This window comes from Hyphomonas chukchiensis, assembly GCF_000682695.1.
GTDB classification, from domain to species: Bacteria; Pseudomonadota; Alphaproteobacteria; order Caulobacterales; family Hyphomonadaceae; genus Hyphomonas; species Hyphomonas chukchiensis.
In genome coordinates, this window is sequence record NZ_AWFG01000019.1 from 65,135 (window position 1) to 86,152 (window position 21,018).

The 21,018-nt window shown below is 60.3% G+C and carries 17 protein-coding genes; 7 read left to right on the forward strand and 10 right to left on the reverse strand.

The window, feature by feature from the left end:
* The first annotated feature begins 4 nt into the window (after nt 1–4).
* Complete coding sequence (locus tag HY30_RS07650; RefSeq protein ID WP_034738716.1) at nt 5–931, forward strand: hypothetical protein; 927 nt, start codon at nt 5–7, stop codon at nt 929–931.
* A gap of 6 nt (nt 932–937) precedes the next feature.
* Here the strand turns inward: HY30_RS07650 and HY30_RS07655 are convergent, their stop codons facing one another.
* Entirely contained in the window at nt 938–2,008 is a 1,071-nt protein-coding gene (locus HY30_RS07655; protein WP_051615074.1) for a mannose-1-phosphate guanylyltransferase, read from the reverse strand.
* Nucleotides 2,009–2,237: 229 nt separating this feature from the next.
* Between HY30_RS07655 and HY30_RS20295 the strand changes: the two genes are divergently transcribed.
* The 3 genes from HY30_RS20295 (at nt 2,238) to HY30_RS07670 (ending at nt 6,542) form a co-directional block, all read left to right on the forward strand.
* The gene (locus tag HY30_RS20295; RefSeq protein WP_034738718.1) at nt 2,238–4,748 is read left to right on the forward strand and encodes a S8 family peptidase; all 2,511 of its coding nucleotides are present in this window, start codon (nt 2,238–2,240) and stop codon (nt 4,746–4,748) included.
* A 62-nt stretch (nt 4,749–4,810) separates the two neighbouring features.
* Complete coding sequence (locus tag HY30_RS07665; RefSeq protein WP_034738720.1) at nt 4,811–5,134, forward strand: hypothetical protein; 324 nt, start codon at nt 4,811–4,813, stop codon at nt 5,132–5,134.
* A gap of 187 nt (nt 5,135–5,321) precedes the next feature.
* Complete coding sequence (locus tag HY30_RS07670; RefSeq protein ID WP_162176909.1) at nt 5,322–6,542, forward strand: AGE family epimerase/isomerase; 1,221 nt, start codon at nt 5,322–5,324, stop codon at nt 6,540–6,542.
* A 116-nt stretch (nt 6,543–6,658) separates the two neighbouring features.
* On the opposite strand, the gene metK is transcribed toward HY30_RS07670, so the two are convergent.
* The 4 genes from metK to HY30_RS07690 all read right to left on the reverse strand — a co-directional run bounded on the left by metK (nt 6,659) and on the right by HY30_RS07690 (nt 11,540).
* Nucleotides 6,659–7,840, reverse strand: coding sequence for a methionine adenosyltransferase (metK, locus tag HY30_RS07675; RefSeq protein ID WP_034738722.1), 1,182 nt, complete (start codon nt 7,838–7,840; stop codon nt 6,659–6,661).
* Nucleotides 7,841–7,872: 32 nt separating this feature from the next.
* Nucleotides 7,873–8,730 carry a formyltetrahydrofolate deformylase gene (locus HY30_RS07680; RefSeq protein ID WP_034738724.1) on the reverse strand — a complete coding sequence of 286 codons (858 nt, stop codon included), beginning with the start codon at nt 8,728–8,730 and terminating at the stop codon, nt 7,873–7,875.
* 19 nt (nt 8,731–8,749) lie between these two features.
* Nucleotides 8,750–10,144: an adenosylhomocysteinase gene (ahcY, locus tag HY30_RS07685; protein ID WP_034738727.1), complete on the reverse strand. Its 1,395-nt coding sequence runs from the start codon at nt 10,142–10,144 to the stop codon at nt 8,750–8,752.
* Nucleotides 10,145–10,511: 367 nt separating this feature from the next.
* Nucleotides 10,512–11,540, reverse strand: coding sequence for a glycosyltransferase family 2 protein (locus HY30_RS07690; RefSeq protein ID WP_034738728.1), 1,029 nt, complete (start codon nt 11,538–11,540; stop codon nt 10,512–10,514).
* A gap of 131 nt (nt 11,541–11,671) precedes the next feature.
* On the opposite strand from HY30_RS07690, the gene HY30_RS19165 reads away from it, so the two are divergent.
* On the forward strand, nt 11,672–12,886 hold the full coding sequence (locus tag HY30_RS19165) for a glycosyltransferase family 2 protein (protein WP_051615080.1): 1,215 nt from the start codon (nt 11,672–11,674) through the stop codon (nt 12,884–12,886).
* Nucleotides 12,887–12,907: 21 nt separating this feature from the next.
* On the opposite strand, the gene HY30_RS07700 is transcribed toward HY30_RS19165, so the two are convergent.
* The gene (locus tag HY30_RS07700) at nt 12,908–14,068 is read right to left on the reverse strand and encodes a DegT/DnrJ/EryC1/StrS family aminotransferase (RefSeq protein WP_034738732.1); all 1,161 of its coding nucleotides are present in this window, start codon (nt 14,066–14,068) and stop codon (nt 12,908–12,910) included.
* Nucleotides 14,069–14,225: 157 nt separating this feature from the next.
* On the opposite strand from HY30_RS07700, the gene HY30_RS07705 reads away from it, so the two are divergent.
* Both HY30_RS07705 and HY30_RS19170 read left to right on the forward strand, forming a co-directional pair.
* A complete protein-coding gene (locus tag HY30_RS07705; RefSeq protein WP_051615082.1) occupies nt 14,226–15,266 on the forward strand; it encodes a glycosyltransferase family 2 protein in 1,041 nt (346 codons plus the stop codon).
* Nucleotides 15,259–16,326: a glycosyltransferase gene (locus HY30_RS19170; protein ID WP_051615084.1), complete on the forward strand. Its 1,068-nt coding sequence runs from the start codon at nt 15,259–15,261 to the stop codon at nt 16,324–16,326. Before HY30_RS07705 ends, HY30_RS19170 begins: the two co-directional genes overlap by 8 nt.
* Nucleotides 16,327–16,330: 4 nt before the next feature.
* Here the strand turns inward: HY30_RS19170 and HY30_RS07715 are convergent, their stop codons facing one another.
* The 4 genes from HY30_RS07715 to HY30_RS07730 form a co-directional block, all read right to left on the reverse strand.
* Complete coding sequence (locus HY30_RS07715; RefSeq protein WP_051615086.1) at nt 16,331–17,347, reverse strand: DUF2793 domain-containing protein; 1,017 nt, start codon at nt 17,345–17,347, stop codon at nt 16,331–16,333.
* An 83-nt stretch (nt 17,348–17,430) separates the two neighbouring features.
* The gene (locus HY30_RS07720) at nt 17,431–18,372 is read right to left on the reverse strand and encodes a phosphoglycerate dehydrogenase (RefSeq protein WP_034738734.1); all 942 of its coding nucleotides are present in this window, start codon (nt 18,370–18,372) and stop codon (nt 17,431–17,433) included.
* Nucleotides 18,372–19,082, reverse strand: coding sequence for an acylneuraminate cytidylyltransferase family protein (locus tag HY30_RS07725; protein WP_206741435.1), 711 nt, complete (start codon nt 19,080–19,082; stop codon nt 18,372–18,374). Before HY30_RS07725 ends, HY30_RS07720 begins: the two co-directional genes overlap by 1 nt.
* Before the next feature lie 90 nt (nt 19,083–19,172).
* Nucleotides 19,173–21,005, reverse strand: coding sequence for a hypothetical protein (locus HY30_RS07730; protein ID WP_034738736.1), 1,833 nt, complete (start codon nt 21,003–21,005; stop codon nt 19,173–19,175).
* Nucleotides 21,006–21,018: the final 13 nt, after the last annotated feature.

Genomic DNA, 21,018 nt, shown 5'->3' on the forward strand with positions numbered 1-21,018 from the left:
CGCCATGCCCGTTCCCAATATCGCCGAAGTCGAATCCCATGTCATCGCGCTGCTGAACATGCACGGCCCGCTGATCGGCAAGCAATTGTCCGAGAAGCTGCCGGACATTCCGAAGCTCGCCCTGTGGCAGGCCTGCTACCAGAGCCGGGCGCTGCAGGTTTCGCACTTTGCCAGCTATTACCTGCGGTTTGACATTACCCGTGAAGACCAGGTGCGACTGAGCCCCTCCATCTTGCGGGACTTCCTGTCCTTCTCGCTGTTCGGCCTGCCGGGCCAGCGCGACCAGATGATCGAGCGGCAGGGCACGTTGTCCAACATGCACCGCGAGATCAGCCGGGAGAAGATCGCGCTGGCACAGCAGGTGATGAAGTCGCTTTTCCTCGATCTGCCGCGGGAAATTCGCTCGTCCATGTGCGCCTTCATTGCCGGCGACCTTGCCTATTTCCTCGCCCACAATGAACCGCGCGAGCATCTTGTGTCAGGCGAGATGGTCAAGGGGTCCGATATCGATATCGTCATCATACTGAATGAAGACTTGCCTGATACGATCCAGCGTAAGATCGATGCGGACATGATTGCGCTGAAGAATTATTACCTGCGCCACCCGCAATACCGGCACGAGATCGACTTCATCGCCAAGCGCAAGTCGACGATGCTGCAACAGTTTCATTACACGGACATTCACGACAAGATCGCGAGCAAGATTGCCTATGAATCCATGTTTCTCGGTGGCTCGCTGACGCTTTACATGGAAGTGCGCGACGCGATGACATCGACTGGCGTTGACCGCCTGATCGAAGCGGATTTCGACCATGCGCTCAAGGACCGCAAGCACGCGATGCAGACACTGCTTCAGGCATCGAGCGATGATATCGACGACGAGACGCGGTCGCTATTCTACTTTTCGCAAGAGCGGGTCGAATTTACCTGAAGCGTCTCAGACCAGGTCTGTACGCCCGCGCGCCTTCAGCGCCGCGATGACAAGGCTGACATCCTGCGATCGCGATTTCGGCATCACGAGCACGGCGCCATCCTGTACGGCGATCACCATGTCCTCGATTCCAAGCGCCGCGACGAGCGTGCCTGGGTCCGCATGAATTGTGCAGTTCTTGCTGTCGATCATGACAGGGCCTGAGTCAGGCGTGGTTTCCTGCAAGTCGCCCCAGGCAGGCCATGTGCCGACATCACTCCAGGCGCAGGAGACGGGCCCGACGACAGCCGCCTTCTGCGTGTGCTCCATGACGGCATAGTCAATCGAGATGGAGCGGATTTTCGAGAACAGGGTCTCATCCAGCCGCATGATTGTGGTCGTCGTATCCGTGGCATCAAGCGCCGCCGCAGCGCCTTCCAGCACATCCGCTGCATGAGCGCCGAGTTCGGCCTTCATCAGGCTGGCGGGGAAGAGGAAGATGCCCGCATTCCACGAATATGTGTCGTCAGCGAGATAGGTCACGGCCGTCTCCATGTCCGGCTTTTCGCGGAAGGCGGCGACGGTGAAGCCTGACGCGCCGATGGGTTCACCGGCCTTGATGTAGCCGAAGCCGGTTTCAGGGCTGTTCGGAGAAATGCCGAAAGTGACGATACGGCGGTCTTTGGCAATCCCGGCAGCATCCGCGACAGCCTTTCGAAACGCGGCGGGCATTCCGATGAAGTGGTCGGCTGGCAGCAGCAGGACCAGGCCGTCAGGATCAATCCGGCTGATATATTCGGCGGCGATGGCGGCCACAGCAGCCGTGTTGCGGGCGCAAGGCTCCAGCAGGATGGCGAGCGGCGTAATGCCTGCATCGGCAAGCTGGCGCTCGACGAGATCAAGATAGCGCGCATTGCTGATGATGACCGGGTCAGCGAGGCTGAGGCCGTCATCGGCCTGTGCCACGCGTCGCGCGGTTTGCCGGAACAGGGATTCCCCGGAAACCAGGTTAACAAACTGTTTTGGGGTGCGCGATGTGGATACCGGCCAGAGGCGGGTTCCCGATCCGCCGCACATGATGACGGGGTATATGGTCATGCGCTGTGCTGCTCCTTTGGGTATTATTGGTGTGCCTGCGAGCCTGACTCGCGCAGTCGATGCTTATTTCAGACGCGAGGCTGCAAGGCTAGCCTTCAGCCGCGCATGGGGCCCCTGCGGCGCTCGCTTGACAGGGGAGTGGGCAAGGCGCCACGCTGCTATTAAAGCGCTTTCGGGACATCCAATGCAGACGCGTGCCCGTAGGAGATCTCAAAGTCAGGAGTATCCATTGTCCCGAAACAGCAAGGGCCGCCAGGCCTCGATCCCGTTTGTCATTACGGCTGCGCTGCTTGTGCCGTCATCCCTTGTGCTCGGCGCATGTGCTGGTGGCGGCGGTGGCGGTGGGTCGGCCGTTACGCCTTTGCCTCCGCCGCCCCCTCCACCTCCGCCGCCTCCTGCGCCACCACCCCCGCCGCCACCGGCGCCCTTTCCATCGACGATAGCTCCGGCGAGCGCGTTCGAGACTTACGAGTATAATCGCACGGGCGGCCTGCCGGTTATCGGGGCCTCCTCGGCCTATGCGTTAGGCGCGACAGGCGATGGCATCACCGTTGCCATCATCGACACGGGTGTCCTGAGGGACCATCCGGACCTCGCAGCGGCGGATATCCGCACTTATGATGTTTGTGCGGCCAATGCCTGCTCGGGATACGATTCGAATGGCGATAGCGTCGTTCAGGTGCGTCAGCCGGGTGACATCGACACCGATGGCCACGGAACGCTGGTGACAGGCGTGGTGGCTGCCGTCCGGCAGGACAATTATGCGACGCCAGTTGATGAAGGAAACAACGGCGTCAATATACAGGGCATTGCCTATGAAGCGTCGGTGATCGACATCAGGGCGGATTCGCCTGGAAGCTGCGCCCGGACGGGCGAGGACGAAGGCTGTACATTTTCCGACAATACTTTGGTTCAGGCCATCGACTACGCCGTGGCCCAAGGGGCCAACGTGATAAACATGTCGCTGGGTGGCGACATTGATGCCGACCAGTCGCTTGAGAATGCCGTGCGCCGCGCAGCAGCTGCGGGCGTCCTTGTCGTCATATCGGCGGGCAATGAAGCCGAACCGGCAGGCACTGACGACATGGGAAATCCCGTGGAGGCGATGGGGCAGATCCCGTCTGAGCCAGCCTATATTGCGGGTGAGGCCGCTTCGCGCGGCCGGGTCGTCGCGGTGGGTTCAATCACGCTTGACCGTGTGATGTCTGATTTCTCGAACCGGGCTGGAACGGCCACGCAGGACTATTATCTCCTCGCTCCCGGTGAAGACATTGTAACGACGGGGCTTGATGACGATGTCGGGAATCCGGACGGCGTAACTTGCGTCGGCGTGCAGACAGCATCCTGTAATGATGCGGACTCCATCGGTGATTATTATCGTGTCAGCGGCACCTCTTTTTCGGCGCCATACGTCGCCGGCGCTCTGGCGCTGCTGCTGGATGCGTTCCCGAACCTGCAGGACAATCCCGAGCTGGCGCTTCAGATCCTGCTCGATACGGCAGATGATTATGTCGACAACACGCCAGATGCCATAACGGGCGAGATAGCCGGTGTCGGCACGGATTCGGTGTCGGGTGTCGGCATTATCAACCTGGTGGAAGCGTTCCGGCCACAGGGCCAGCAAAGCCTGTCGATTTCCGGGCAGGAGATGAGCGTGGCGCAGACGCTGGCGCCTTCAGGCGGTGCGTTCGGCGACTGGGCGACAGCGTCCGGCGCTTTCAACGGCATTGTCTTTACGGATAACTATGGACGCGGTTTCCGGCTTGATGCCGACAAGGCGGGCAAGTCCTTGCCGACACAATTGCAGCCGACTTCGCGCGTCGTAAACATGAACACACGGGCAGACTGGGCCGCGAGCGACTCGCGGGCTGTTGCTGTGGGCGATCTCTCCTTTGCATGGTCCACACCGCGCGTGCAGGAAGACCGTCTGGCACCTTACCAGGAAGAGCCGGTCACCAATTATCAGGCGTCCTATCGCTTCCAGGGGGGCGAGGTCGAATTCGGGCAGGGCGGCGGGTTGCAACGCCTTGCACCTGAAGTGACCCTGTTCAATGAGCCAGGCGTTGGCAATGCGTATGCGACGGGCGGCAACTGGGCCCAGCTCAGCCGCGATATGGGCATGGGTTTCACCATGGACCTTTTCACCGCCACTGATGACGCGCGCTCACTGAGCGGCGTCAGTGTTGGCCGCGATGCGCGCTACTGGTCGTTCCGGGCGGGACTATCGTCTGCCTCGGATGACCGGACGGCCTTGGGCGGCAGCCTTCAGGACCGTTTCGGTGAAACGGATCAGGCGAGCATGACGGCCTATTCGCTTGAAGGTGAATGGAGCCCATTCGGTCGGCTCACGCTGTCATCCGGATTCGAAATGGCCAGTGTCGATCTTCCCGGCGTTGACGCGCAGGGTATCTGGACCAGTCGCTGGTCTGTTGGGGCGAGCCATCCGGCCGGGCCGGGGCAGTTCAGTTTGGTGGTGGCCCAGCCGCGCCGCGCCGAGACTGGAACGATCCGCTTCCTTGCGCCGACCGCCATTGATGACCGCGGCGTGCTGCTGCGCAATGAAATCGAGGCAGGCCTGACGCCTAGCGGGCGGGAGATTGACTATGAAACCCGCTACCGGTTCCGCCTGTCCGACAATTGGACGGGTGACGTATCAGCGGCGCTTTCGACCTCACCCAACCATATCAGCGGTGCGGAGGCGGAAAACGTCGTGTGGCTGGCGCTCGGGACAAAGTGGTAAGGCGCGCGGGCCTTGGCGCGTTGCTGCTTGCGCCGCTAGGCGCATGCGCGGCGTGGCAAGGCATGATGACGCCCGATACAGCCGTCGCCGATTGTCCTGTCATCCTTCGCGCCTCGGCCTGGGTTGACCATATGCCAAAGGTCGGCACCGGCCCGCACAAGATGATTGTGGCGGTTAAGCTCGACGACGAGCGGTCCTGGCAGCTGACACCGGAGCCCTCGGCTGATCCGGCTGTGCGTTCACTGGCGCTGTCACCCGGAGGCCCTGCGGTGGTCGGAAATGCAGGTTATCGTGAACCTGTCAGCGATGACATGCCGACGGCCATAAGTCTGACCTGCGGCGGCAGGGAGGTCGCCCGAATCGACAGGATACAGGTCGTCATGTGAGGCGTAGCAAAGGTCGCGGAGCTGTAGCCTGTTCGGCCTTTTGAAAGCGCTATTCTAGCCGGCATAGGGCTGTCTGATGACCCCGCTGCGTTGGTTAACCGCTTCGGTAAACTGTTGGTTGACCTTGCGAGCCGCATATGGGACCCCGGTTGATGTCGGGAACGTGATCCTGAAGTCGGAACCGGAAATGCAAGTAGAGTTTCTTGATGCATCTGATCGGTTGCTGGCCTGGTGCCGCGATGCCGCACTGCCTTTCTGGGCAAGCAAGGGCGTCGATGCAAAGGGACGCTTCATCGAGTGCGCTTCGGCACAAGGCCTTGCCGAAATTGATGTCAGGCGCCGCGTTCGGGTGCAATTCCGTCAGGTCTACGCATTTGATCATGCCCATGTCCTGGGTCTCGGGAGCGGTCTGAAGAAAGTGGCGGACAGGGGCATGCAGCGCGCCCTCGCCGACAGTTTTTTCCAGGACGATACCAGCCGGGAGCATGGCTGTGCGCTATTGCTGGAGCCGGATGGCACGGTCGCGGACGAGACGCGCGACCTCTACACCCAGTCCTTCTACCTGCTGGCTCTCGCCTGGCGCTACCGAGTGACCGGCGATGCGGCCTGGCTTGAAGCTGCTGACCGCCACATTGGCTTTCTCGAGCGTGAGATGGCTTCGCCCCATGGTGGATATATCGAATCTCTTTCGGCGCATCTGCCGCGTCGCCAGAACCCGCATATGCATCTGTTCGAGGCCTTTCTGGCGCTGCATCAGATCTCGGGCCAGACCAAATACCTGAACCTTGCCCAGCGCATGTTCGATCTGTTCGAAGCGCATTTCTTCGACGCCAGGACATTCTGCGTCACCGAATATTTCACGCAGGACTGGCGACCCGATCCTCAATTGAAAGAGCTGATCGAACCGGGGCACATGATGGAGTGGGCCTGGCTCATCCACAATTTCGGAAAGCGGTGCGGGCGTGACTATGGCGCCTATGTCCGCGGTCTCTATGACAAGGCGCGCGAGATCGGCACGGATGCGGCGAGCGGTCTGTTGATCGACGAAGTGCGCTCGGACGGCACGTTCGGGTGTGGCGCGCGCCGGTCCTGGCCGCAGACGGAATACCTCAAGGCCGCCCTCGTGCTCGCGGAAGAGGGGCATGAGACCGCGCTGGGCCAGGCGGCCTTCATCATAAACGCCCTGCTGGATACGTATCTCAATACGCCCGTCCCCGGCATATGGCGCGATGCCTATGATGCTGATGGCGCCGCGACGCCGGCGCCCGCGCAGGCGAGTACATTCTATCATTACATGGCGGCGATTGGCGAAGTCGTGCGCGTGTCCGAGGCATTACGGGCGCAGCCCGGAGCCTTTCCTGCGCCGAGATCGCGAGACAATGCGGGCCGCCTCAGAGCCGGTTCATAGCATAATTCAGTCTGGTCAAAGACACTCTATCTGCGAGCGGAGACAAGGCCTGCCAAGTCACGGGTGACGGCGCAGGCCTTGCTCGGATCGGGTGTGGAGGGCTCTCACCCTGCGGCCTAGTTGATCAGGCGCTTCAGCTCGTCGATCAGGTCCGTCTTTTCCCATGTGAACGTGCCATCGGCGCCGGGTGTGCGGCCGAAATGGCCGTAAGCGGCCGTGCCGGCATAGATCGGGTTGTTCAGCTTCAGGTGGGTGCGGATGCCTTTTGGCGACAGGTCAAACAGTTCGCGCAGCGTCTTGGCGATGCGGGCTTCGTCGGCGAGGCCCGTGCCGTGCGTGTCGACATAGACGGACAGAGGCTGCGACACGCCGATGGCGTAGGAGACCTGGATCGTGCAGCGCTTGGCGAGGCCCGAGGCAACGACGTTCTTGGCGAGGTAGCGCGTGGCATAAGCGGCTGAGCGGTCCACCTTGGACGGGTCCTTGCCGGAGAAGGCGCCGCCGCCATGGGGCGCTGCGCCGCCATAGGTGTCCACGATGATCTTGCGGCCGGTAAGGCCGGCATCGCCGTCAGGGCCGCCGATGACGAACTTGCCGGTCGGGTTGACGTAGAACTTGTCTTCCGGCGGGAACCAGCCCTCGGGGAGCACGTCCTGCACGATCGGGCGGACGAGTTCGCGCAGCTCTTCGAGCGTCGCGCTCTCCTTGTGCTGGGTCGAGACGACGATGGCGTTCACGCCGACAGGCTTTTCGTCAACATAGCGCAGCGTCACCTGGCTCTTGGCGTCGGGCTCGAATTCCGGGCGTTCGCCGGAATGGCGCAGGGCGGCCATCTTCTGCAGGATCTGGTGGGAGTAGACGAGCGTGGCAGGCATCAGCTCGGGCGTCTCGTCTGCGGCATAGCCGAACATGATGCCTTGGTCGCCGGCGCCTTCTTCGGCGTAGAGGCCCTGGCCCTCTTCAACACCTTGCGCGATCTCGGCAGATTGTCCGTGGACGTAGCAGCTGACATCCATCTTTTCCCAATGGAAGCCGTCCTGTTCGTAGCCGATCTTTTTCACGACATCACGCGCGGCCTGGATCATCTCGTCATGGGTGACGACCGCGCCATTATTGGTGCGCACTTCGCCGGCGAGGACGACACGGTTGGTTGTCGTCAGGGTTTCGACGGCAACTTTCGAGGACGGGTCCTTGGTCAGGAACAGATCGACTATGGCGTCGGAGATCTGGTCGGCAACCTTGTCCGGGTGGCCTTCGGCAACGCTTTCGCTGGTGAATTCAAAGTCGTTCATTTTCATTTTCTGTTTCCTCGCAAGCGTCGCGTTTGAGACTATCGGGCAAAGACAACCGTCTTGCCAGCGTTGATGAATATTCTGTGTTCGGCATGGGCCTTGACGGCGCGAAGCAGGGCCGTGCCTTCAAGGTGGCGGCCAAGCTCTATCATGTCGGCCGGGCTATATGTGTGATCTATGCCCTCTGTGGCCTGAGTGATGATCGGGCCCTCGTCGAGATCAGGCGTCACATAATGGGCCGAGGCGCCAATCACCTTCACGCCGCGTGCATGGGCCTGATGATAAGGCTTCGCGCCCTTGAAGCTCGGCAGGAAGGAGTGGTGGATATTGATGCACCGTCCGGCAAGCCGGGTGCAGGCCTCATTGCTGAGCACCTGCATGTAGCGCGCGAGCACGATGAGTTCGGCGCCCGTCTCTTCGATCAGCTCGAACATGCGGGCCTCGGCATCGGCCTTGGTTTCCGCCATGACGGGCACGTGGAAGAAAGGCAGGCCCCAGTGCGAGAAACCCTCTTCCAGCGTGCGATGGTTCGACAGGATGCCAACCGGTTCGATTGGCAGCTCGCCGCGCCGGGCGCCGTAGAGCAGTGTGTTGGCGCAATGGTCGGATTTGGAGACCAGCAGCAGCGTCTTGACCGGCTGGCCGACCGTGTGGATGCCCCAGGTGGCGGAAAGCTCCCCGGCGGCATTCTCAAGGTCGGCCTTCAGGCCAGTGGGCACGTCATCCCCGCCTTCCGACTGGAAGACGAGGCGGGCAAAGAATCGGCCAGTATCGGGATCACCAAACGTGCGTGACGAGGCGATGAAACAGCCATGCCGTTCCATCAGCCGCGCGAGTGTGGCGACCAGACCCACCCTGTCAGGGCAGGAAAGCGTGAGGATATGCTCCTGGCTCAATGCCTTGCGCCGCTCCGGCCTAGTAGCGGTAGTGTTCTGGCTTGAACGGGCCTTCGGTCGTCACGCCGATATAGTCGGCCTGACCTTCCGAGAGCTTGGTCAGCTGTGCACCGAGCTTGTCGAGGTGCAGCATGGCCACTTTCTCGTCGAGGTGCTTGGGCAGCGTGTAGACCTTGTTCTCGTATTCGTCGGCGCGCAGGTGAAGTTCGATCTGGGCCAGCGTCTGGTTGGTGAACGAGGCGGACATCACGAAGCTGGGGTGACCCGTGGCGTTACCAAGGTTCACGAGGCGGCCTTCGGAAAGCAGCAGGATGCGCTTGCCATCAGGGAACGTGATCATGTCGACTTGCGGCTTGATGTTCGTCCATTCGAAATTGCGCAGGCCTTCGACCTGGATCTCGTTGTCGAAGTGGCCAATGTTGCAGACGATGGCCATGTCCTTCATCGCGCGCATGTGGTCGACGGTGAGGATGTCCTTGTTGCCGGTCGCGGTGACGAAGATGTCGAATTTCGAGGCAGCTTCTTCCATCGTGAGGACGTCATAGCCGTCCATGGCGGCTTGCAGGGCGCAGATCGGGTCGACTTCGGAGACGGACACGCGCGCGCCAGAACCGGAGAGCGAGGCAGCCGAGCCTTTGCCGACATCGCCATAGCCGGCGACGAAGGCTTTCTTGCCAGCCATCATCACGTCTGTGCCGCGGCGGATCGCGTCGACGAGCGATTCCTTGCAGCCATACTTGTTGTCGAACTTGGACTTGGTGACCGAGTCGTTGACGTTGATGGCAGGGAAAGGCAGTTCGCCCTTCTTCTCGAGTTGGTAGAGACGGTTCACGCCAGTCGTCGTTTCTTCGGAGACGCCACGGATGCCGGCCTTGGTTTTTGCGAACCAGCCTGGCGAGGCTTTCATACGCTTCTTGATCTGGGCGAAGAGGAATTTCTCTTCTTCCGAGCCTGGCTTCTCGAGGAAGGCCGGATCGTTTTCGGCGCGTTCACCGAGGATAAGGTACATCGTGGCGTCGCCGCCATCATCGAGGATCAGGTTCGGGCCTTCGCCGTTTGGCCACTGGAACATGCGGTCTGTGTAGTCCCAGTATTCTTCCAGCGTTTCGCCCTTGTAGGCGAAGACCGGCGTACCATTGGCAGCGATCGCGGCCGCAGCGTGGTCCTGCGTCGAATAGATGTTGCACGAAACCCAGCGCACCTGGGCGCCAAGGGCTTCGAGGGTCTGGATCAGAACGGCGGTCTGGATTGTCATGTGGAGCGAACCACAGATACGCGCGCCTTTAAGTGGCTGCGTCGGGCCGAACTCTTCGCGCGCGGCCATCAGCCCCGGCATTTCCGTTTCGGCAATCGCGATTTCCTTGTTGCCATATTCAGCCAGTTTGATGTCGGCGACATGATAGTCGTTGGCCATATCAATGTTCCTTTATATGTTTATGCGTGAGCTAGCATGACGCGCAGCCGAAGGCAACGCGCATGCCTGCACGAGGTATGGGAAAACGGGAAAAATATGACATGGAGCGCCGCATAAACAGCACATAAGGACTGTATAAATGGGACGGTGTGCCAAGGCGTGCCCCTGACAGATCGTCTTCGATGGAGGATAGCGTGTGGTTTGGGCCTTGGCCGCTGGTCGAAGCCGAACTGGCAAACGGTGGGTTTGCAGACGTTCCTACATTCGCAGCGTCGGATTATCGTCGGTCCCGCTGATCCCGCCCAGCCCTTTTTGAGGCTTCCCTGGGAGAAATGGCCGTCTCAAGCTCGGATATCCTGCAATGCTCCTATACGCGCTTTGCGACGGCGGAGGATATGGGAAGCGGCGAATGGTCGGGCTTGAGGAAACGGATTGAAGTCGCAAGAGCGATCGTTTCACACATTAAATTCGTGAATGTGACAGTGGCTCGCCAGCCTATTATCGACTGCATTTTCTTGAAGGGGAAAACGTCACGACGATGGTCGCGCAGAAAATTCCTTTGACGCTGGAATTCTGGCACAAGGTTCCATTTCTTGTAGAAGTATCGCTCCGCTTTCATGCAGCGTGCAGTGTTCCAGCGCAGGCAAAAATAGGGAATTTCCCGCCAGGTGAATTTCTTGGCAACGTCATAGACAATGACGGAGGTTGGCTCATACCATATTGACCATCCGTGCTCATGGGCGTTGAAGGCCACGTCGATCTCATCAGTAAATCCTACCAATTTGGGATCGAGCGGACCAATCTGCTTCAGCATTTCGGTCCGGGCGAGCACGACATGAAATTCTGTAGAATCTGTTTCCTTTCGGACTAGCTCGCTTTTGCATTCCAGATACCGCTCATGCTCAAAGCCGTGGCGACGGTACATTTTTCGACCATGACCTGTGTCAGTCAGCTGAAGAATGCCGCCTGCATGATGAACCTTCAGATCGGGCATACGAGACCCCGGTCCGACAAGAATTGTTGGAGTGACCAAGCCGGCACCGGTTTCCTCGGCGCATTTTACCAGGGCGGACAACCACCCCGGTGCGAAGCTGACGTCGTTGTCGATGAAGACAACATGCTTGGTATCCACCAGGGGAAGGGCGGTGTTGCGGGCATCGTTCGGAGTGATGTAACCCGGACGGCGGATATAGATGTGGTTACGCTTCTCAACTTCATCCTTCAGTTCGTCAGCTATCGCTTTTGGTGAGCCTCCATCGACATAGATCATGCGGAAAGGCAGGTCAGCGGTGTCAAAGCAGGCTTGCAGCGACATCGTGGCTTGCTCGAACCGCTCGCGCGGCGCCACGATGATGGTGACATCGGTTGGTTGACGATCAAAGGATTCGTGGGTCATTCTACTTGCGTCCTCCAGAAACTGAACGGCTTTCTGGTTTGCCTCGCAAGTTTTATGCCTGTCAATATTTGCTCACTCGGCATTGTTCTTGCTTGGAGAGACGATAGAAAGTGCACAGGAAAGACTAACCGTTGACCAATTCTGCAAGCAAAAGCTCACCAAGCGTCTCGGTGATCTTGCCGACATACAATCGGTCCGGCCTGATTACAGCCAGTATTGAAACATTACTGAATCAGTCTTATCCGATTGCGGAAATTGTCGTGGTCGATGACGGATCCAGCGACAATACTGCAGAAGTCGTCGCCAAATTCGGCACCAGTGTCCGCTATATTCGTCGGGAAAATGGCGGCAAGAACGCCGCGATAAATACAGGTCTTCGTCAGGTGAGAGGTGATCTTGTCTGGATCATGGATGATGATGATCTTGCCCCGGTAGATGCGCTTGAAAGGCTCGTGTCTCCGTTCATTACGGAGCCATCAACGGCAATTAGCTATGGGGCGCTGCAGAAGTTCCGGGAAGATCCGGAGACTGGCGCGATGCGTTTTGAGCATACGCATCCCTATCCTCCCGAGGATGAAAGGTCCTTTTTCATTCACGTCATGGAAGATTGTTTCATCACGGGCCAACCTTGCATGTTGGTACGCCGCTCGTGCTATGAGGCCATCTTTCCTCTGCCGGAAGATAAAGTCATTTCCGAAGACTATGCTGTGTTGCTTCTTCTGTCCCGTCGGTGGAATGCGGCCCGAGTCGAAGGCGTTACGCTCTTTCAACGCCAACATGATGGGCCGCGCGGACCCGCCGATATCCGTTATGCGGCCGATACTCGCAATGCGCGTTGGAGCGTCGCTGACACCGAACTGCTCCGCGAGCTTCTGCCTGATGTCACGCTTGGCGAGCTTGTTAGCAGATCGGCATCCTCGGAGCCGGAGGATGCTGTGGAACGGCGGCAAGCATATTTTCAGAAAGCAACGGTCGCTGCGCGCAAGAAGCTCTGGCCGGAGGCGCTCAGTGCGGTGCGGTATGGCGCGCGCGAGGCTCCCGGTGCCCCGCTCGGTGCGATGGATCGGATCATTCTCAGCCGCATGCTGGGCTGCCGCTACGGACTTGATGAATTAATTGCTGCGCCTGAAATACTGGATGAGCTAAGCTCGGCTTTGGAGGGACTGGATGCGCGGCGCGCGGCCATAGCCTGTATCGCTGACCCGTTGCCATATCTTATCCGAAACAAGCTCGTCGAAAGGGATTTTCGTCGTGTGGTGAGATTGCTGGGACTCTACTGGCGTCTAACAGGCTGGCGCCAAGGCTCCAGGTTGTTGCTTTGGAAAGCATCAAAAAAAACCGCGTGACATGATTATCGCGATACTGGCCTAGCCGTTGAATCCCACCACGGCGTCGATCACGCGGTCCTGGTCGGATGGCTCAAGATACGGATGCATCGGCAGGGCCAGAACGTGCTGGCTGGCTGTTTCCGTCACTTTGAGGTGGCCTTCTGCTGGCGCAAAGCGGAGCGCGAAGTCCTGTTGGTGGATCGGCACCGGATAGTAGACCATGCTCGGGATGCCCTGCGCCGTCAGGTGGGCCTGCAGGCCGTCGCGCTGGTCATGCTCGATGACATACTGGGCCCAGACCGAGCGGCCCCCCTCGATGACCCCGGGAACGGTCCTGATGGCCCCACGAAGGGCCTTGGAATACCTGTCGGCGACCTCTTGGCGCCGCTCGATCTCGTCCGCGAAGATCTTCAGTTTTTCGAGCAGAATGGCCGCCTGGATGGTGTCGAGGCGTGAGTTCATGCCAACCCGGAGGCTCAGATATTTCGGGTCGTGATGGAAGTTGCGCGTGGCCGCGTCAGTCGGCGTCACCTTTCCATAAACCCGAAGGGATTCAATGCGTTCGGCCAGCGCGCCGTCGTTCGTGACAATCGCGCCGCCATCGCCATAACAGCCGAGCGGCTTGGCCGGAAAGAAGCTGGTCGTGGCTATATCGGCCCAGTCAGACGGGTGCTTGCCGTTCAGCGTGCAGCCATAGCCCTGCGCCGTATCGGCAATGAGCTTCAGGCCGAACTCGTCACAAATTGCTTTGATTTCAGGGTAGTTCGCCGGTTGCCCGAACAGATCGACCGCGATGACCACTTTCGGGTTCAGTTTGCCGGCTGCTTTGACGGAAGCGATCTCTGCGCGCAGGCTGGCCGGGTCCATGTTGTAGCTCGCCGCGTCGATATCGACGAAGACGGGCGTAGCGCCGAGCCAGGGAACGACCTGCGCCGTCGCAACAAAGGTGAAGCTGGGGCAGAACACGGCGTCGCCGGGCTTCAGCTCCCACGCCATCAGCGCGAGGGCGAGGGCATCCGTCCCATTGGCACAGCTGACGGCGTGCTTGGCGCCGCACCAGGCCGCGAGCTGTTTTTCCAGTTCGGTGACTTCCGGGCCGAGCACATAGCGGCCGCTTTCAACAACACCCTGGATGGCCGCGTTGATCTCGGTCTCGATCCGCTTGCGCTGTGCCTGAAGGTCGATGAAGGGAAGGCTCATTGGGGAAAATCCTCACAATACTGGGGTCATGTCTCTGGCGCCAAGCGGATAGGGCGTTGTCCCGGATGGGGCAAATCACAGTCCGTTACGCAATCCGACGTGGGCTTGCGCCATGGGTGTTTGACAATCAAGGTGGCGTCAACCAGAACACATTCGCATGGTCGCCGTCTCTGTCATCATTGTAAATTATAATGGCGAGGCGTTCCTGCAGCAGGCGCTGGATTCGCTGCGCGCGCAGAGCTTCCGCAATTTCGAAGTTCTACTGGTGGATAATGCTTCCTCCGATGGTTCAGCTGACAATCTGAATTCCGAGGGCTTGCCGGGCTATCGTTTCCTGCCCCAGACCGAGAATCTCGGCTTCGCTGGTGGCAATAATCTGGCTGCCAAAGTGGCCACAGGCACCTGGCTTGCGCTGTTCAATCCCGACGCAGTGGCCAATCCCGATTGGCTGGAGCGCGTCATGGCGGCCACCGAGCGCCACCCGGACACGACCATGTTTGCCTGCGCGCAATATGCGCTGGAGGACCCGTCCATCATGGATGGCGCCGGCGACTGCTATCTCGGGTTCGGCATCCCATGGCGCGGTGGTTTCGGCTTGCCGGCAGAGCCGCTGACAGAGGGGGAGTGCTTCTCGCCGTGCGGGGCTTCGGCTGTATTCAAGCGATCCGTTTTCGAGGCGCATGGAGGCTTTGACGAGCGCTTCTTCTGCTATTGCGAGGATGTCGACCTTGGCTACCGAATGCGGCTGGCGGGAGAGCGCTGCGTCTTCCTGCCGGATGCGATTATCCGCCATGCAGGCAGTGGCATTTCCGGGCGCGCGAGCGAGTTTGCGATCTTCCACGGTACGCGCAACCGGATGTGGACCTATGCCAAGAATACTCCGGGACTGCTGCTATGGCTGACGCTGCCGGGCCATGTGGCGCTAACGCTGGCAATCTTTCTGCGTGGGTTCATGACAGGGCGGGCAGGCCCAACATGGCGCGGCATCAAGGCCGGGCTTGCGGGACTGGGCGCCCTAAAGAAAGACAAACGCTACGGCCCGCCTGAGCGGTCGGTGGGCCTCGCGGATCTTTGCTACGCAATGGCATGGAACCCCAAGCGCCTTTTCGACAGGCGACCGGTCATTCGTCCGCTGCGGGCACCGAAGGCTGTGACGCCGGATGCGCCGGTATCGGCAGGCGATCGTGCGCATGGCTGAATTTGCTTTCAGTGTTCCCATCGGTAGCTGGCACCCTTTTCTGCCGGCCAGCCTTGCCAGCCTGAAGGCGCAGGGCGCCGGTGTAAACGTGGCGCTGCTGGATGCTTCGGACGATCCCCGTGTACGGGCGCTGGCGGATGCACATGATGACTGGCTATCCTATCGGCGTCACGGTCCCGATAAAGGCCAATCGGATGCGATTATCGAGGGCTGGAAAAACGTGCCGGGTGACTGGCTCGGCTGGCTGAATGCCGACGATATTCTCATGCCAGGCGCGCTGGACCGCGTGCGTGCGCGGCTTTCCGAAGCTCCCGATCTTGACGTCATCTATGGTCACAGCAGCATCATCGACGAGACCGGCGCGATGACCGGCTATCATTTCAACGTCGAGCCGCCCGGCCCGCGCCTGCTACAGGCAGGCATCATTTCGCAGCCCTCGTGCTTCTTCCGCCGATCTGCGTGTGAAGGCGTGGGCGGAGTCAACGTCGACCTCCACTACACGATGGACTGGGATCTCTGGATCCGGATGTACGAGGCGGGCGCCAAGTTCGATTTCCTTGATGCCGCCCTATCGATGGTGCTTTGGGGCGAAGACACGAAGACCGCGTCACTTAACAAGCGTCGTCGGGATGAGTTGCAGGACATCATCCAGCGCCATGCCCCGGAAGACGCGCGTTCGGGCACATTCCGGGCTTTTATCGTGCATGCTGTCGCCGATCGCCTATGGCCTGCAAGCCTGCGGGAGCGCGTGCGGCGGCGGCTGCGACGCGGCGGTCCCAGCGTGTTTGGCATCCGCGCCGATGGACTGGTCCAGCCGAATGCGACGCTTCATCTTGCCCATTATGATCCGCAGTCAAAGACAGGCGTGACGCTTACATTTGACCGCGAGGCAACGGGCCTGAGCGTGGCGGGATCAGCCAAACTGGACGCTGTCGGCCAAAGAGGTTCCGTGATCGACATTCGGCTGGCCCGGCCACTTCCGGCAGGCGAAACGCTGGCTTTGAGCCTCTCGCCATCACCGGAGCAAACCGTGCGCTTCCTGCGCGCGGCATGGCGCTGACGCTTCAGCGCAGGAATGTATAAAGCGTGTAGCCGATAGAGATCCCACGGCGGTTTTCGACAATGAAGCGACCGTCATCGGTGGCCGAGAAATTGATCTTGCCGTCTTCGCCCGTCGTGCCGGACAAGACGCCTGTCTGGGTGGTGAATGCAGCGCCGTCGGAGAACAGGGTCGTCAGGATAGGGCTGGTCGCCATGCGGGCAAAGAAAAGGGCGACAGGCGCTGAGCTCAGCGAATTTGGCACGGCCATGATAACAGACCCGTTGATAACCTTTCCGAAGTCCACCGTCGCGACCGTGTCGTCGGCAATCGAGCCGAGGGCAGCGCGCAGTTCCAGCGACGAGAGCACTGTGCCGGGTGAGGCGAAGCCCGCAGGAAAGCTGACGGTGCCATCCGCCGCGGAGACCTGCATGCCGGTTGCAAACGTCTCTCCGTCAGGGCTGACCCGAATCTCGAAATCATCCGAGCCGATCAGGCCGAGTTCGGCGCCAGACTCGTAGCCGGTTTCAAACAGGATGGATGCAGTGTCGGCGGAAGCCGCCCGGTTGACGGCCTGTCGCACGTCGCCGCTGCCGGGCGTCACATCGTCATGCGAGAAAAGGATGGCGTCAGATTTCACGGCCAGACGGTTCGCGAGGTCTGGGCCCGTATTTATGCCGATGCGCGCGAGACTGTCGAAGACCAGCGGCGTCCATGCATCGTCAATATAGACGAGCAGCCGGTCTTCGTCCCTTGCCCATGCGCGGCAGCCTTCAGGCGGCGCAAGGGTGATCCAGCTGCCATCGACATAAGCGGCGACGTGGGCTGGCTGGAAGGTGGACCAGGCGACACCCGACGCCTCTGCAGGGAGGATGTAGCAATCGCCGTCTGCCGGGCTCGCCGGCTGTTCAGCCAATACCCGCGACAGCACAGCGAGGCTTGTCATGACATCGAGTGCCTGCAGCGACTCGTTCAGGGTGACGTGTTTCTGTGCCTGATTGGGCAGGATATAGGGCAGGGCAAGGCGAGAGGTCGAATCCATGTGGCACTCCGTGGGACTGTTTCCCGCAGTGTGCCATGCCCGTGATTGGGTCGGACAAGTTTGCGGCCTCCTGGCCGGAAATGTCAGGCCGTACCGAGGAATCCGGCCATCTTGCCGATGGCAATACGGCTGACACGTCGCACCGCATCCGCCGAATTAGACCCATTGTGCGATCCAAAAATGCACTGGTCGAAGGCCCGGAAGGGTGAGTCGGCCGGCAGGGGCTCGACTTCAAACACGTCGAGCGCGGCCGAGTGGACGACGCCGGACTTTAGGCCTTCGAGCAATGCAGTCTCCTGGATCACCGGGCCGCGGGCGACATTGACCACGCGAACGCCGGGGCGCAGCTTGCCCAGAAGGTCTGCATTGAACATCCCGCGCGTCTCAGGCGTCAGCGGGCAGGTGAATATCAGGAAGTCGGCTTCATCAAGGCGGTCGGGCCATTGGGCCGTTTCCACGTCGAGACCTTCGGCGGGCTTGAAGAAGGGATCGTAGACGACGACTTTGCTGCCGCAGGCCAGGATGCGCTTGGCCGTCTGGCGGCCGATGTCGCCGAAACCGACGAGCGCCACGGTGCGGCCCGTCATGCTGATGCCGCTGGGCTTTGGCCAGGCGTTCTTCTCACGGATCTCGCGGTCGATGCGATAGGTCTCGCGGGCAAGGCCGAGTGTATAGGTGAGGGCGACATCAGCGACTTCGCCACCGAAAACGCCGGGCGTGTTTTCGACTGGCAGCCCGAGATCCTTGAAGGCCGCAAAGTCGACATTGTCGACGCCGACGCCCCATTTGACGGCCGCCTTGAGACCAGCTTCCTTCGCCGATGTCACAACGCGGCGGCTCGCCGGGTCATCTCCGATGATCCAGCCGTCGAAACCGGGCAGCAGGGCAATAAGCTCGTCTTCGCTGAGGACTTGCGACGTCTTCGCGGGCACGCCTTCCAGGCCATGGGCGGCGAAATCATCTGCAAACTCGGCGAACAGGCCGAGCATGGGCGGGCAGGTAACAAGAATACGGGGCTTGGACATCAGGCTTCCTCAGGGAGTTTTTCGCCCGCAGCGACGCGCATCAGCAGGGATTCAGCGATGAACCAGTCGGAAATCTCGTCGATATCGACCGATTGAAGCTTGGGCGTGGGATAGAGCAGGGGGGTTTTGCCGATCCGGGCATTCGTGGCCGCGAAGCTCTGAGGCGTGAACAGGTAGCAGACCGAATTCTCCTCCATATAGGCAGGCAGGTCCTGTGTCCGGATCAGGTTGTCGGGATCGTGGTTTATGGGGGCGCCCTCGACGGTGTAGAACCGCGTGTGCATTTCGTTGACCGTGAACAGGGAGTCGGCTTTGCCTGCCTTGAGCGCGCCGAGATAGGTGCCAATCAGGCCTTCGATCATGTCTGGCTGCAGCAGCGGATTGGTCGTGTGGGTCATCAGGTAATGGTCCGACGGCACGTTGGCGATATCGTCGCCAAGGACAAGATTCATGGATACGAAGTCGCCGCAGAGTTCCGGCTTGCGATCACGAATCATGACGCGATCTGATTCGATCAGGCCTTCATCGGCGAGGATCTGGCGCGCATCCGTATTGATGACGACTTTGTCGATTGCAGGCACAGCGAGCAGCGCATCAAGTATCCACTGGAAGAGCGGCTTGCCCGCAATCAGTCGGAAATTCTTGGATTTCACACGGGCGCTATGAGCCTTCATCGGCAGGAGGGCGGTGATCTTGGTATTGTCGGTCATCTGGTCATTCCTGTCAGGGCGGGTGCATGGGCACGAAGCGCCACGCCCAATACGGCATACGTTGGCGCCCTGCAATCGGGGTTACAGGGCTCAATCCATAAAGCGGCGAAGGGGAGGCAGACGGCGCGCAAGGCCCTGCCGGACGCGGGCCACGGTCCAGGCATGCTGGCCCCTGCGCCGGTGCTGGGACGCGGGCGTCCGCGGCGGCAGGCCGTCGGCAGCCTCGCGCAGGAGCGCAAGCAACTCAATGATTGAGGGTTTCGATCCGCTGTCGCGTAAAGGGGCAATCAGGGCGGCGAGGCGGCGTGCATGAACGATGCAGGACTCGGGTGAAGCGCCGATCAGTTCCTGAAGCTGGTCAGCCAGCATGTGTAGTGACGCGGTGTCGCCGGTGAGATTTGGAATGAGGGCCGAATAGCGGAATTTGTGGCTGATGGCGCGCATCAGACGCCAATCGGCATCATCGTCACCTTGGCGACCGTCGGCCTTTTCATAGAGGGCCTCAATTACGCAGTCGAACGGCATCTCGGGATGTTCGACGACCAGTGCTGCCAATCTGGGCCGCCAGACCGTGTCGATGAATTGCTGGAAGGCCGGATCGCTCGTCGCGTAGATGGCGTTGCCATTGATATGGCGCTTCTCGCGCGGACCGAGGGCGTCGGAGCCACGATAGATGCTGCCGGTAACCCAGGCGGGTTCTGCACCTTGCAGGTGGCGGTTGATCTGTCCCAGCCAGTCGGGACGGATCGGGACACAATCGGTCTCGATATATAGTGCGTGGCCCCAGTGACCGCGCACGGCGTCCATGGCCGCGAAGAAGAGGTTGTTGGGTCCGGCACGAAAGCCCTGGTTGGTGCGAGGACCGTGATTTTCGCGGCGGTAGATGTCCGCATCTCCGCTCAGGTCGAGCGTCACGAACCTGACCTGGTCGAAGCAGTCGCGCAGGACTGGCTCATTGGTGAGGAAAGCCCGAACCCTCTTTTCACAAGCCGCAGCAGCGGCATTGTTGCAGACGAATACAAGATCCGGCCGGCGTTTAGGGGCCGCGCCGAGGAAGGGCGAAAAGGCCGGCTGGGCCCACAGCCAGAGGTTATCGAGGGCCTGGTCCTGTTCACCTGCTGTGAGAGGGACGATGATGGCACCGAGGCTTGCCTCGTTGAGTAGACTGCCCAGTTCGGCGAAGGGCAGGATCGCTTCAGCATTCAACCGCGATAAGCGGTTCGCGTTTATCAGGGACACAGGTACCTGCTCGCGCAGGAAATCGTCGCGAACTGCTTCGAAGGCGGCGATATGCAGTTCCTGGTCATGGCTCTCCGGATTGGGAACCTGAAACGCATCCCCCTGGCGCTGGTAGTCATCGAAAAAATAATTGGGATTGTGCTTGGGCGTTTCGGTCATGACCAAGCGGAGATCGTCAATAGCTTCCGACTCCGGGAGGCCGTGATAGGTCAAATCTATACCCAGAAGAACGATCTGATCATAGCCGAGCCAGGCGGCGTAGCGGACCGAATACGCACCTGTGGTGACGAAGGCGTCCTGCCCGGTCCGGAATGCATCGCTGTCGATGAAGGTCAGACCGTGATTTTGTCCGCGTCGTTTCAGCCAATGAGGGACGAATTCATCCAGAAAACGCACTTTTGGATGATCTGCGAGCCCGGGCTCAAGTTCAAGCATCCGGCCGGAAAGGAAAAATGAGCTTATCTTGTCTTCTGCGATCAGGCGTAGAATTTCGCTCTTGTGCGTTTCGATGAGCGCATCGTCGAGGCAGGCGTAATGGGTCGGGCGCCAGTCAATGCGATCCCAGTGCCTGTACGCCGCGTTCATGCCCAGAGTAGCCACACCTGACAGGCGTTCAAAGTCGAAGCCGCGCAGACTTGGACCATTTCCCAGAACGACAAGCGTGCCAGCGGGCTTGATATCCAAAAGAGTCCGATCG